General features: G+C 65.6%; 12 protein-coding genes and 1 pseudogene. 7 read left to right on the forward strand and 6 right to left on the reverse strand.

Features of this window, described 5'->3' with window-relative positions; all coding sequences use genetic code 11:
* The first annotated feature begins 118 nt into the window (after positions 1-118).
* On the forward strand, positions 119-1,153 hold the full coding sequence (locus tag CXQ97_RS07860) for a LacI family DNA-binding transcriptional regulator (RefSeq protein ID WP_104180267.1): 1,035 nt from the start codon (positions 119-121) through the stop codon (positions 1,151-1,153).
* 107 nt (positions 1,154-1,260) lie between these two features.
* The gene (locus CXQ97_RS07865) at positions 1,261-2,388 is read left to right on the forward strand and encodes a hypothetical protein (RefSeq protein WP_104180268.1); all 1,128 of its coding nucleotides are present in this window, start codon (positions 1,261-1,263) and stop codon (positions 2,386-2,388) included.
* A gap of 70 nt (positions 2,389-2,458) precedes the next feature.
* Here the strand turns inward: CXQ97_RS07865 and hxlA are convergent, their stop codons facing one another.
* The 3 genes from hxlA to CXQ97_RS07880 form a co-directional block, all read right to left on the reverse strand.
* Positions 2,459-3,082: a 3-hexulose-6-phosphate synthase gene (gene hxlA, locus CXQ97_RS07870; RefSeq protein WP_104180269.1), complete on the reverse strand. Its 624-nt coding sequence runs from the start codon at positions 3,080-3,082 to the stop codon at positions 2,459-2,461.
* A gap of 46 nt (positions 3,083-3,128) precedes the next feature.
* Entirely contained in the window at positions 3,129-3,701 is a 573-nt protein-coding gene (gene hxlB / locus CXQ97_RS07875) for a 6-phospho-3-hexuloisomerase (protein WP_104180270.1), read from the reverse strand.
* 136 nt (positions 3,702-3,837) lie between these two features.
* Positions 3,838-4,689 carry a helix-turn-helix transcriptional regulator gene (locus CXQ97_RS07880; protein ID WP_104180355.1) on the reverse strand — a complete coding sequence of 284 codons (852 nt, stop codon included), beginning with the start codon at positions 4,687-4,689 and terminating at the stop codon, positions 3,838-3,840.
* Between the two features lie 116 nt (positions 4,690-4,805).
* On the opposite strand from CXQ97_RS07880, the gene CXQ97_RS07885 reads away from it, so the two are divergent.
* Positions 4,806-5,366: a GNAT family N-acetyltransferase gene (locus CXQ97_RS07885; protein ID WP_104180271.1), complete on the forward strand. Its 561-nt coding sequence runs from the start codon at positions 4,806-4,808 to the stop codon at positions 5,364-5,366.
* A gap of 267 nt (positions 5,367-5,633) precedes the next feature.
* On the opposite strand, the gene CXQ97_RS07890 is transcribed toward CXQ97_RS07885, so the two are convergent.
* On the reverse strand, positions 5,634-6,962 hold the full coding sequence (locus CXQ97_RS07890; RefSeq protein WP_258062411.1) for a DUF1524 domain-containing protein: 1,329 nt from the start codon (positions 6,960-6,962) through the stop codon (positions 5,634-5,636).
* Between the two features lie 656 nt (positions 6,963-7,618).
* Here CXQ97_RS07890 and CXQ97_RS07895 point away from each other — a divergent pair.
* The 3 genes from CXQ97_RS07895 (at position 7,619) to CXQ97_RS20275 (ending at position 10,319) form a co-directional block, all read left to right on the forward strand.
* Positions 7,619-8,593: a hypothetical protein gene (locus CXQ97_RS07895; protein ID WP_104180273.1), complete on the forward strand. Its 975-nt coding sequence runs from the start codon at positions 7,619-7,621 to the stop codon at positions 8,591-8,593.
* Positions 8,580-10,043 (forward strand): hypothetical protein, encoded by a 1,464-nt coding sequence (locus CXQ97_RS07900; protein ID WP_219815386.1) that lies wholly within the window; start codon positions 8,580-8,582, stop codon positions 10,041-10,043. Before CXQ97_RS07895 ends, CXQ97_RS07900 begins: the two co-directional genes overlap by 14 nt.
* 129 nt (positions 10,044-10,172) lie before the next feature.
* Complete coding sequence (locus CXQ97_RS20275; protein ID WP_258062412.1) at positions 10,173-10,319, forward strand: hypothetical protein; 147 nt, start codon at positions 10,173-10,175, stop codon at positions 10,317-10,319.
* Positions 10,320-10,568: 249 nt separating this feature from the next.
* On the opposite strand, the gene CXQ97_RS07910 is transcribed toward CXQ97_RS20275, so the two are convergent.
* Positions 10,569-11,150, reverse strand: a complete 582-nt coding sequence (locus CXQ97_RS07910) for a hypothetical protein (protein WP_104180275.1) — start codon at positions 11,148-11,150, stop codon at positions 10,569-10,571.
* Between the two features lie 378 nt (positions 11,151-11,528).
* Between CXQ97_RS07910 and CXQ97_RS07915 the strand changes: the two genes are divergently transcribed.
* On the forward strand, positions 11,529-12,254 hold the full coding sequence (locus CXQ97_RS07915; protein ID WP_104180356.1) for a hemerythrin domain-containing protein: 726 nt from the start codon (positions 11,529-11,531) through the stop codon (positions 12,252-12,254).
* Positions 12,255-12,374: 120 nt separating this feature from the next.
* Here the strand turns inward: CXQ97_RS07915 and CXQ97_RS20540 are convergent.
* Positions 12,375-12,674 (reverse strand): annotated as a pseudogene (locus CXQ97_RS20540) (hypothetical protein); the annotation flags it as partial.
* Positions 12,675-12,710 lie beyond the last annotated feature (36 nt).

Consider the following 12,710-nt stretch of genomic DNA (forward strand, 5'->3'; position numbering starts at 1 on the left):
GGTTTCGTCAATGTTTCCGCCGGGTGAAACCTCCGTGAGAAGTCGTCGGCCGCAAACCTTTGCGCAATGTGCCGCGAGGGAGCGCATTTCGCGCGTTGGCAACCCTAGACTCGAGGCGATGAAGGAGAATCCCAGCGCCCCACCGGTACGCCCACGTCCGGTCACCCTCGCGACCGTCGCGCGTCACGCGCAGGTGCACGTCTCGACGGTGTCGCGCGCGCTGAGTGCCGATCCTGCCGGCATCGGCGCCGACACGGTGCTGCGGGTGCGCGAGCTGGCGGCGGTCCTCGGATACCGGCGCGATGAGGGCGCGGCGGGGCTGCGGACGGGCAGCTCCCGCCTGATCGGCGTCCTCGTCCCCCGCCTCACGGACCTCGTGCTCGCCTCGATCTACGAGAGCATCGACGCGGCGGCGAGCGCGGCCGGGTACGGCACCGTCGTCGCGAACACCCTGGATGATCGGGAGCACCGCCGCGTGCGCCTCGACGCGATGCTCTCGCGCAGGATCGACGGCGTCATCATCGGCGATTCGCACATCGGCGACACGGTCGCCCATGAGCTGCGCCGTTCGGGGATCCCCTACGTGCTCGTCATGCGCAAGCTCGAGGGACACCTGTCGGTCACCACCGATGACTACCGCGGAGGGCAGCTCGCGGCCGAGCACCTCCTGGAGCTGGGCCACCGCCGCGTCGGCGTCATCGCCGGGGACCAGCTGGCCAGCACCGGACGCGAGCGCACGCTCGGCTTCCGCAGGGCCTTCGAATCCGCCGGCTACCCGCTCCCGGATCCCTATGTCGTGGAGTCCGCGTTCAGTACGCCGTCCGGGCTGGTGGCAGCCGGCGAGCTGATGCGGCTGCCACAACCGCCCACGGCCATCTTCGCCGTGCACGATCTCCTGGCCCTCGGTGCCATGGGTGCCATCCGCGATGCCGGGAAGCGGGTCGGGGACGACGTCGCGCTCATCGGCTACAACGACCTCGACCTCGCCGCGACCCTTCCGGTCCCCCTGACCTCGGTCCGCTCCGACCTGCAGCGCATGGGCACCCTGAGCGTCGAGGCCCTGCTGACGGGGATCAAGGGTGAGCCCGCAGCGAGCGTCCTGCTCCCGCCGGAGCTGATCGTGCGCGCCACGACCCCTCCCCTCCGGGCATAGGCGCGTCTTCGCGGGCTGTTCACCCGTGGGCTCCGTGGAGGCCACCGGCCCGTGGCTCCCCCTCGACAGCGTGGAGGTGAGAGCACCACCGCCCGACGAGGAGCCCCATGAAAGCGATCGTCCGCGCCATCACTCTTCTCCTGTCCGCAGTGCTCGTCACCGGTGCCGCGAAGCCCGCCGTCGAGGACTTCCCCGCCACGATCGACGGCGGCGCCTGGCCCGCCGGGCACGTCCAGGGCATCGCCGTCGACACCGGGAACGAGGTGGTCTACTACTCCTTCACCTCGATGCTCGTGAAGACCGACCTCGACGGCACCGTGCTTGGCACCGTCACCGGCTTCACCGGGCACCTCGGGGACCTCGACTTCAACGAGAAGGACGGTCGCGTCTACGGGTCGCTGGAGTACAAGGAGGCCGAGTCCTTCTACATCGCCATCTTCGACGTGGACCGGATCACGGGAGTGGACATGGACGCCGAGACGGACGGCATCGTCACTGCCGTCTACCTCGACGAGGTGGTGCGGGACTTCACCGCGGACATGGACGGCGACGGGGTGTTCGACGGCAACGTCGCCGACACCCCCGACCACCGGTACGGCAGCAGCGGGATCGACGGCGTCTCCTTCGGCCCTGCGTTCGGACGCAAGAACGGCAAGCAGCTCCTCACGGTCGCGTACGGCGTCTACTCCAACACGGAGCGCACCGACAACGACCATCAGGTGCTCCTGCAGTACGACGTCACGCGCTGGAAGAAGTACGAGCAGCCCCTGACGCAGACCGCCCCGCACACGAGCGGCCCTGCGACCACCGACGGCAAGTACTTCGTCCGTACGGGCAACACCACGTACGGCGTGCAGAACCTGAACTACGACGCCTTCACCCACACCTGGCTCCTCGGCGTCTACAAGGGCGTGAAGGAGCACTTCCCCAACTTCTCGCTCTTCGCCATCGATGGCTCTTCCCGCCCCACGCGCGGCGTCCTCGCGGGACAGCCCACCCGTGAGGAAGGCCTGCTGCTGCCACTCCTTGAGCAGGGGCTGCGCCACGAGCCGACGGGCATCCGCGGTTGGAACTTCACCGCCGACGTCGGCATGGAGTCCCTCGGCAACGGCTACTTCTACATCGCCACGCAGGGTCGCGTCGTCGAGGACGGGGTCACCAAGCAGACCGCCGTGCTCGACCTGTTCCGCTGGACCGGAGCCGCGTCGTCGCCGTTCGAGCTCGTAAGCCGGTAGACCGGCAAGACAGGAAAGGCCGGCCCCGAGGGGCCGGCCTGTTCGTTGTCCTCCTGGTCGAGCGGGTTGATCAGCTGATCGCCGCGCGCAGTTCCTTCGCGGCCTTCGCGGGATCATCGGCGCTGTAGATGCCACCGCCGACGACGGCGACGTCGGCACCCGAGGCCTGGACGTCCTTGAGGGTGGCGAGCTTCACGCCGCCCGCGACCGAGAAGGCGACACCCGACTCCCTGCCGGCTGTGAGCAGGGTGTTGAGGTCGTAGCCCTCCTGCGCCTGCTCGTCGAGGCCGGCGTGGAACTCGACGAACTCGGCGCCCAGGGCGGTGACTTCCTTGGCACGGGCTGCCTTGTCGTCGACGCCGATGAGGTCGACGACGACGCCCTTGCCGTGGGCCTTGCCGGCCTTGATGGCTCCGGAGATGGTGGAATCGTCGGCGACGCCGAGGACCGTCACGAGATCGGCGCCGGACTTGAAGGCGACGTCGGCTTCGAGCTCGCCGGCGTCCATCGTCTTGAGGTCCGCGAAGACGATCTTGTCCGGGTGGGCCTCCTTGATGGCGGTCACGGCGGAGAGGCCCGCGTTCTTGACCAGCGGGGTGCCGAGTTCGATGATGTCGACGTACTGGGCGACCTTCCCGGAGAGCTCGAGGGCGTCGTCGACGGTCAGTACGTCCATGGCGAGTTGCAGTTTCATGGGGTGTCCTTTGCTAGCTGGGATCGGTCGATGGGTGCGGCGCGCGCTATTCGAGGTTCGCGTGCCGGGTCCAGAGGTCTTCGGCGGGGGTGCCGTCGGCCTGCCAGAGGGTGTGGAAGACGGCGTCGAGCACCAGGAGGAGGGACTGCTCGAAGAGGCTGCCCGAGTACTGGCGCGATGCCGTCCCGCGGTGGTCGGTCTTCTGGGCTGCGGGGATGACGACCACGCAGTCCGCGAGGTTCGCAAGCTTCGAGGTGCCATCAGTGGTCAGGGCCGCCACGCGGGCTCCGACGTCGCCCGCAGTCCCGGCCGCGGAGACCGCGCCCGCGGTCGTGCCGGAGCCGGAGGCGACGAGGAGCAGGTCGCCGTCGCCGATGGCCGGCGTCGTCGTCTCGCCCACCACGTGGACGGTCAGGCCCAGGTGCATGAGGCGCATGGCGTGCATGCGCAGGGCGAGCCCGCTGCGCCCTCCCCCGGTGACGAACACGCGACCGGCCTGCTGGATCTCGGTGACGAGTGCGGCGAGCTGGTCGTCCTGCAGGCCGTCTGTGGCGGCGACGAGTTCCTCGTGGAGCAGGCGCAGGCTGACGGGCACCGAGGGGTCGGGTGCTGCGGTCATCGGTGAGGCTCCTGCCGTTCGGGGTCGGTCCGGACTCCAGTCCATCACCCCCGCACATCCCGTCAGGGCGCTTGCCCTACCCCGCTGAACCTAGGTTGCGCAGGGCTAGGCAGATCCGTGAACCACGCCACAGGTGTCAGGCGTTGGCCGGCGACGACGACGTCGCCTGCGCCAGGCGCGCGAGCGCGGCCTCGCTGCTGGAGCCCGGCGCCCCGTAGTAGGTGCAGACGCTCTGGTCCGCCTCGCCCGGGACGAGGAGGGTCTGGTAGTGCAGCACGAACTCGCCGGCCACCGGGTGGTTGAAGCGGATCTCGCCCTGGTCCTTCTCGTGGACGTTCTGGTCTTCCCAGAAGCGGGTGAACTCGGGGCAGCCCTCGCGGAGGTCGGTGATGAGTTCGGCGAGCCGGCGGTCGTCAGGGAAGCGTCCGACATCCAGGTGGAGCATCGCGGTGGTCTGCTCGCTCACCTGTTCCCAGTCCTGGTAGAGCTCCCGGGCCTTCGGGTCCAGCAGGATGAAGCGTGCGTAGTTGCGGTGGGTGGCCGGCAGTGCCTCGAAATCGGTCATGAGCGCCCGCGCCAGGCGGTTGCTGGCGAGCACGTCCGTGCGGCGGCCGAGGATGATCGCGGGGACCGACTCCATGACGGACAGCAGGTCGTACAGTCCGGGCCGCACCCGCTGGGGCTCGTACGCGGGTGCGTGGTGTGGCGTCGGGGTGCCGCAGAGGTTGAGGAGGTGGTTCCGTTCCACCGTGTCGAGCCGGAGGGCCTGGGCGATCGCGTCGATGATCTCGAGGGACACCGCACCCCCGCGGCCCTGCTCGATCCGCATGTAGTAGTCGGCGCTCATCCCCGCGAGCCGCGCCACCTCCTCGCGGCGGAGACCGGGCACGCGGCGTACCCTGCCGTCGAAGGGAGCACCGAGGTCGGCGGGTGAGAGCCGTGCGCGTCGCGAGCGCAGGAAAGCTGAGATCTCTGCGGCCCGGTCCATGGTTGCCATTCTGCCGCACCGGGGCCGCGGGCTGGATTCCATAGCGGGCGCCCCCGGACGGCTGGGATGTGCCCGCGCATTGTCCGTGCACCCATCCCTCGGCCGACAATCATGGGATGACGATCGCCGACTACGACTTCACCAGCCTTCCGACCCTCGAGACTCCGCGCCTTCGCCTCGAACCCCAGGGGGCCGAGCATCTCGACGGTCTCTGGGCGAGCGTGAATGACGTGGAGACCCTGCGCCTGACCGGTACGCACGCGCGGTTCTCGAAGGAGCAGATCCGTGCGTGGCTCCGGACGGTGGCCGCCGCCGAAGACCGCGCCGACTGGGCCGTCGTGCGGCGTGACACGGGCCAGTACCTCGGGGAGATCGTGCTGAACGACCTCGCCCGGAACAATGCGTCGATGGGCTACCGCATCGGCCTGAGCGGTCCCGGCGCGCTCGGTCAGGGCTACGGCACGGAAGCCGGACGGGCAGTGATCGCCCATGCCTTCGACGTGATCGGGCTGCACCGGGTCGCGCTTGAGGTGTACGCGTTCAACCCGCGCGCCGTGCAGTCGTACCGGAAGATCGGCTTCGTCGAGGAGGGGCGGATGCGGGACGCGCTGCACTGGGACGGTGAGTGGGTGGATGCACTGATGATGTCGATCCTCAGCACCGACCTGCGCGGCTGAGGCTTGGTCGCCCGAGGCAATGAAACTTCTGGCGGACCTCCGCCCGTCCATCTACGGCGCCACATCGGCCAACTCACCGGAGTGGAGTCCTTCGCAGAGGACATGGTCACGGGTGGACCGCCCCTCGCCGACCTGCAGCGCATCAGGGACGAGGGGCTCGTAAGGCGTTTCGTCCTCGAGACTTCCCGCGGACGTCGGAGGCGCCGCTCGCGGCGCGGCGAGTCACCTGGGTGACCGACCCGCCGCCGTTACCTGTGGTGCGGTCCGTCAGCTCTCGCAGCCCACCCCGTCGCCGTCACCGTCGAACTTGGCTTCGAAGCCGGGCGTGCCTGCGTAGATCGGCGCTGCTCCGGCGGCGCGTACCGCGGCGCAGTTGGCGTAGCTCGCTGCTGGGGCGGGAGCGACCGGCGCAGGTGCGACCGGCGCAGGTGTGACCGGCGCAGGCTGGACCGGGGCAGGGGCGACGACCGGTGGTGCTACCGGTTCCGGCACGACGGGGACCGGGACGGGAGCGACGGGCTGCTCGACGACAGGCGCGGGCGCAGGCGTCTCGACCGGTTCAGCCGGTGGTACGACCGATGGTGCCACCTGATCGGTCGGCGCGAGGGTACCGGTGCAGTCGGAGAGGATGCGCATCATCGCGTCGTGTTCGGCCTGCGTGACCCACAGGGTGTACGTCGCCTTGACCGAGACCTGACGCGCCACGTACTCGCAGCGGTATCCGTTGTTGGGCGGCAGCCAGGTGGCAGCGTCGCCGTCGCTCTTCTGCTGATTGGTGGGGCCGTCGGTGGACTGGAGATTCAGCGGATCGTTGGCGAACGCGACTCGCTGGTCGAAGGTCAACTGCTGAGCGCCCTTTTGCCACGCATCGGACAGTGCGACGACGTGGTCGATCTGCACGTCACTGCTCGTGTCCTGACCCCGAAGGAACGGGATCTCGGTCCCGGTGTAGGGGTCGTCCAGCACACCTGACTGCACCTTGCAGGGCACGGAATTGGCGTGGACGACGTCCGTCAGATCGCGGTTCAGCATGTCGTTGCGCGTGTCGCATCCATTGCGGTCGACGTCGGCCCAGGCCTGCCCGAACTGCTCGCGGTCATAGCCGGTCTTCGGTGCGCGGCCCTTGACCGGAAGCGTCTCCAGCAGCGCGAGCGCCGTGGTGTTGAAGGCTGGCTGGTCGGAAGGAGCCTGGGGCGAGCCGCTTACGTTCGTGACAGCTTCGGAGTCGAGCGGCGCAAGGTCCGACGCCGTCGCGCTTGCGGTCGGGGACGGCTCCGGTTTCGCGGACGCGGTCGCGCTTGCGGTCGGTTCGGCTTGTTCGGTTGCTTCGGCGACGACTACCGGGGCAGATTCTGAAGCTGGCCCGGTCGCGCAAGCGGTGAGCAGAGCGACGACGGCCGCTCCTGCGCTGATGGCCCCGGCCCTGCGCCCGCCGAGGCGCACCCAGGACGGGCAGTTGGTCAGGAGTGTGTAGAGGCCCGTGAAGAGTGCGAAAAGCACGGCCACGATGAGCGCGCCGCTGAGTCCGCTGGTGATGAGTCCGATGACGACGAGGAACAGGGCCACACCGCCAACGACGGCCGTCGAGGTACGCACCTTCGATTCGGCGATACTGGACGTGAAACGGTCAGGCGGAGGTGTGGACGGCAGCATGAAACCCCATAGGTCGTAAGAAAACGGTGGGAAGTCGTCGAGTGACCAGACGGCTGTTCGAGCATAAGGCCTTCGCCGAAAACACGCCCTGTCGTAAGTAAAGCCTCACTGCGATGATGTGGACAACTAGTCAGATTGCCCCGGCAGCAGCTTCAACAAAATGCACCTCGACCGAAACCTACCTGCCGGCTTATTGGCGGCCCTGCTTGCCTCGCCGTCGTGGTCACCGCCTTGATCGAGCCCCTGAAATCCCCTCAGCGCAGGGGAACCTCAGAACTCTTGAGTTACCAAGACGCCAATCAGCGACGGAGCACAGACGCACACCGCCGTAATCGACATCCCTCACAAAGATCTGCGGTCGCGAAACGCGCTAACAACTGCCGCGATCCCTAACCTGATTGCAAAATCCCCAACCCGTGTGTAAGGCGGCCGAGGAAGAGTCAGCACACATCGCGGGCGTGAGCTTCCGGCGACTCGGCGAGCTGGCACATGAGCCTTGTCACCCTCAGTCGATACTCTTCTCTGAAGATTGAATGGAGATGGAGTTGGAAAAGAATGGCTGAACACTGTCACGTGAGCTACATCAAGGACGGCATCGCGTGAGCCGCGCTAGGGATAACCTCGGCAAAGCCCTGCGTGGCGCTTCTACGCAAATTGTCGAGCAGGCTGGAAGCGTCAAACAGACTGCCAAAGACGCTAGAGAAGCCGCCAAAGACAAAGTCGAGAAACTGGCCGTGAAGGCAGCAGACCCCTACGAGGAGGTCATAGCGGAGTACAACGCCGCCTTCACCGCGATGAGCGACAAGGGAGCTAGCCTCCTGCGTCAGCGCGAACGGTCGGCGGACCTGATTGAACTCGTCGAATTGCTGGTGAACAGCATCGCGAACACGCCGAAGTCATTCGAGGCCTCACTGGGTGAGATCGACGCCCAAAGAGCCCAGTTCCTGGATGCGGAGGAGTTTGCACGTAAGGATCTCGAAGCTGCGAAGCGTTCCGCTGCCGGCGCTGGAGCCGGTTTTGCAACGGGAGCTGCAGTCGTAAGCGTTGCACCGACGGCTGCCATGTGGGTCGCCACTACTTTCGGGGCTGCGTCCACTGGCACCGCGATTTCCACTCTCTCCGGGGCCGCCGCGAGCAACGCCGCTCTTGCTTGGCTGGGCGGTGGCGCCCTGGCTGCCGGAGGTGGAGGCACTGCCGCAGGTGGCGCTTTGCTGGCGCTGGCCGGCCCTGTTGGATGGACCGTCGCAGGAGCTTCCCTTCTCGCGTCCATCGCACTGCTTTCGAAGAAAAAGTTGGAGACGCGGGAGGCAAAGCAGGAAGCGCTAGCTGCGCTGAAGCGAAACATCGCGTCGGTCAAGGGCGGCGATGCTCAGATTGAGGATCTCCTTCAAAAAACAACGGCGCTTCGCGTCGAGCTGATGAGTTCTTATGTCGGAGCGTTGGCGTGCTTTGGCGCTGACTTCCGTTCGCTCTCGACTTCCCAGCAGGACAGCCTGGCCGTCCTGGTGAACAACACGAAGTCGTGCGCGGCCCTGCTCTCCAAGCGTGTCGAGTGGGTCGTTGTTGATGAATGACTTCACGAAGTTCATCAAGAGCAACCAGGAGCAGGCAGTTGCCTCCTGGGTGAACTATCTCAACCAGGTACGCATCGACCAGCTGCTCAGCTCGTTCAGACAGCAGGACGAGAACCTTCTGAACGCATTGAGCAGCGTCGATGAAGCGATCAAGAGGATCAATCTCGAGGTGGTTACCTCCAATCGCGGAGGTCAGCACGGCATGCACGGCTTCATCGCGGAGCTTGCGGAGGTGGGCATAGGCAACGCCCGCAAGCAGATCTTCGGCCAGGATTCTGTCTACCAATGGGTGAACGACAACGGGCCCGTGGACCTCGTCCGCAGCGGCGTGGACATCCAGCAGAAGTTCGTCGCATCGGGGGGTCGCTTCTCACTGGGAGCAATCGCCGAGCACCTTGAGAAGTACCCCGACTATGTGAAGGACGGCGGGAAGTACCAGATTCCTCGTGATCACTTCGAGGTGATCGAACAGCTGCGCTCCATGTCGCCGGAGGAAGCCGGAAAGCTGTCGCGCAGCGGTGACGGGCCGTCCTTCACGGACTGGCGACGGATCGACGCGTTCTTCCGGCAGGGGTCGATCGACCTTGAATCGCTCGAGCCCTCGACGCTTGAGTACCGTCAAGTTCAAAGGGGCGTCTACGAGTCCACCATGGCGGCCGAGGAAGACTCGCTCCGTTCCACCGATCAGTCTCTGCGCGACAACGCATATCAGGAGAGCCTGCCGACTCTGCGAGAAGGAGCTTCGGCGACCCTTACAGCCGCCGCGGTCGAGGGTGGAGCAGCCTTCGTGTTGGCCGTGGCGGCCAAGAAGCGGGAAGGAAAGCAGCTTCGGGAGTTCGGTCAGCAGGACTGGATCGACATCGCAGGCGAAACCGGCCTGAGCTTCGGCAAGGGTGGGATCCGAGGCTCCAGCATCTATGCGTTGACGAACTTCACTGCCACGTCTGCCGCGGTCGCCAGCTCAATCGTCACCGCGTCCTTCGGCATCGCGGAGCAGGCGAACAAGCTTCGCCGTGGCGAAATCGATGAGGTCGAGTTCATCGAAAACGCGGAGCTCCTGTCGTTAGAGGCTGCCGTGAGCGCTCTGTCCTCCTTTGTCGGTCAGGCGCTCGTCCCTGTTCCCGTACTCGGCGCCGTCATCGGCAACACAGTGGGCACCATCATGTACAGGACGGTCGCATCATCCCTCTCCAAACGAGAGAGCGAACTGATCGAGCGTTACCTAGACGAGCAACGCGTCCTTGACGAACAACTCGCCGCCGAGTACCAGGAACTCATACAGAAGTTGGATGAGAGCATGTCCGACTATCTCGGACTGCTTGAACGGGCCTTCTCACCCGACATGCAGATCGCGCTCCTTGGGTCAGCCGAGTTCGCACGACAACTCGGCGTCCCTGCAGACGAAATCCTGGACTCCGAGGAGAAGATTGTGGCGTACTTCCTCGACTGATTGCATGGGGAACACTCTTGACCGCCCGTACGATACACATGCTGGTCCTACAGCGCACTCTTGTGCGTCTTGCGGTGTCGGTTCCGGGCACGGCGGGCATCGCCCCACTATTACGGCCGCGCTATTGACGTGTTTTTCCGCCCGGTCACTCAGGAGAACCGGCGGCAGGGATGGATGCTCTCGCCCTGGCTGGTTGCCCACGCCGAAGACCTCGACATCCAGTACGTCATTTTCGACGAGCAGTTCTGGAGCGCGCATCTGGCCAGGGGCGGGTAGCACCCTCACGACGCGCCCGCACCAGCGACGAGATTCTGCGCCACCTCGACCATGTGCACGTCGATGTGCATGCTAGCGAGAACTGAGCTGATCGTCATGCGGCCCACCACTTAGAGAGGTGTCGCGGTACCAGCTCGCTTCCATTGGCGACCGTGGCGTCTACGTTCCGGTTGAGATGAGCGTGCAGGTGCGGAGTGCTTGAAAAGCAGAAGGGGTCATGGCGCGGCCGTCATCCGGCCTTTCACCGCATCACTGGCGTATCCGTCCGGACCGCACATCCGTACCGGCATCCCCTATTGGGAACGCCGTAGCGCCGCCACTCCCCGATGAGATCTGCCGCTTGATTTGCTCCAACTCCTCCTTGAGCGAATCGACAGTCGCGCGGTATTTCCTGAAGTCCGCCGTCCGGCGCTGCGCGGTAAGGAAGCTAAGTCCAGCGGCAAGAATGACCAGCGGGAATGACACCAACAATGCCCACCCAGAAGTGGCAAGGAAGTCCAGAGCGATGGGAAGTGCCTCTTGGAATGAGCGGAAGTCATTTACCCCTCCCACTACTCCTTCCATAGCGGAGTCGAGTGGCTCCAGGAACTCCCCCACAAGGGGCGTCTCGGAGAGTGACGGAGCGCTGAGCGGCGCCTCTCCATCCGGGGACCACCGCGAATCGCCGAAATTACTCAGGACGTAGATCCCGGCCGCTGCGTTGAACGCGGCGAAGAGCAGAACCGCGCCAAGCACGATCCAGTGAAGACTGCGCGGACGCCACAACCCGAACACCAACGCAATGACGGCGGCTGCAATCCATGGGAAGGCTCGAAGCGCGTCGGGGCTCATGCTGCCCAGTAGATCCAAGGAGTACCCCCATAGAGATGATTTGAATGCGTGCCAGCCGCCCGAGCTTTGACACACCGCCGTAAGGCTATATGTCCTCCTCGGTCGGGCCGGTCAGCGACACTGTGGCCCAGTGGTTCGTCATGGCGTGGATGAGCTCGACACCCGCTCAGACATCTGTCATCGGGGATCGAGGTGATTCGTCCGCGGACCCGTGCAGCACAAGCGAGCGGACGACCCGAAGGCAACCGGCCCGTCGTCGTGAACTGTGCTTCCAGTACGAGCAGCGAGCGCTACGAGCCGTTGTGTTGCGTCGGGCCGAAGCCTATGATCCTGCCGGGGAAGGACTTGGTCTCGACCAACTTCGTGAGGGGCAATCCCATGACCGACTTCTTCACCATGAGGCCCGGTGAGACTGCAGCGCCAGTGCCATCAGGGCCCGTTCTCTGCACCGGATCGGCGAGCATGCGGCGGATCCACCGCTTCTTCCTGTGGGCGTACGGCGAGGCGCCCGGCCTGGTGAGATCCGTCGAACCTGGCGACACGGCCCGCGCCGCCTACGTAGGCGAGGTACTGGGAAACTTCGACAAGGTGCTTCATGTGCATCATGAAGGCGAGGACCTCCTTATGTACCCAAGGCTGGCGGAGAGAGCACCGGGGTGCGCCCTGCATATAGAGCAGATGCTCGAGCAGCACAGGCAGGTCACGCAACGGCTCGAGAGTATTGAGCCGGTTCGCCTGGGCTGGATGGAGACGGCCGATGCAAGCGTGAGAGCGGACCTCGCTGATCGGTACGAGGAGCTGTCCACCGTCCTCCAGGTGCATCTGCGCCGTGAGGTCACCGAGGTGATGCCCGCGGTGGACAGGGTGATGACCGAGAAGGAGGGGAACGAGATCGGGAAGCACGGCGTGGAGACGTTCGACAAGAAGTTTCTGGTCGGGTACCTCGGGATGGTGCTGGCCACGAATCCGTCCGGCGAGCGGGAGGAGTTCTTCAAGGAAATCCCACCGCCGGTCCGCCTCGCCTACCGTCTCGTAGGGCGCCGGCTGTATCGCAGGCAGTACGCCACGCTCTTCCCGGGACGTCCCATTCCCGCCACCCTCTAGTTCCTCCTGGCGTCCGGTCGACCGGGAACGCGCCGTCGGCACCCTGATCGACGACGGCGGGCCCATGAGCAGTGACTCGATCTCGTCGTCGAGCTTCACCAGCGTGATGGACGCGCCGGCCAGGTCCAGGGACGTGCAGTACTCCCCCACATAGCTGCGGCCCACGCTGATGCCCCGCTCGGCGAGGCGCTTGTGCGCCCGCCAGTACAACTCTTTGGTCGGGTTGCCGCCGAATCCGTCGACCATTGGCACCTCGATATAAACATCGTTGCGAGGCAGTACACGTCGCTCCGCCCGCAAAACACACGGGGGACGAAAGCCTCTGAACAGCAGCCTTGGACCGGGTGAAGATCGAACCATACGTTGGCGTGGTGGTGCCGCTTCCACACAGGACAGGTCCACGGTGTCACCACTCTCCATCCAGGGCGTTGTACGGCAGCGCCAAGCATCCCGAGG

The organism is Arthrobacter sp. B0490 (genome assembly GCF_002929355.1).
Lineage (GTDB): Bacteria > Actinomycetota > Actinomycetes > Actinomycetales > Micrococcaceae > Arthrobacter_D.

Coding starts and splice junctions, on each gene's coding strand:
- CXQ97_RS07885 (WP_104180271.1), top strand. CDS start 4,806: ATGACGATCGCCGACTACGACTTCACCAGCCTTCCGACCCTCGAGACT.
- CXQ97_RS07915 (WP_104180356.1), top strand. CDS start 11,529: ATGACCGACTTCTTCACCATGAGGCCCGGTGAGACTGCAGCGCCAGTG.
- CXQ97_RS07910 (WP_104180275.1), bottom strand. CDS start 11,150: ATGAGCCCCGACGCGCTTCGAGCCTTCCCATGGATTGCAGCCGCCGTC.
- hxlA (WP_104180269.1), bottom strand. CDS start 3,082: ATGAAACTGCAACTCGCCATGGACGTACTGACCGTCGACGACGCCCTC.
- hxlB (WP_104180270.1), bottom strand. CDS start 3,701: ATGACCGCAGCACCCGACCCCTCGGTGCCCGTCAGCCTGCGCCTGCTC.
- CXQ97_RS07865 (WP_104180268.1), top strand. CDS start 1,261: ATGAAAGCGATCGTCCGCGCCATCACTCTTCTCCTGTCCGCAGTGCTC.
- CXQ97_RS07880 (WP_104180355.1), bottom strand. CDS start 4,689: ATGGACCGGGCCGCAGAGATCTCAGCTTTCCTGCGCTCGCGACGCGCA.
- CXQ97_RS07860 (WP_104180267.1), top strand. CDS start 119: ATGAAGGAGAATCCCAGCGCCCCACCGGTACGCCCACGTCCGGTCACC.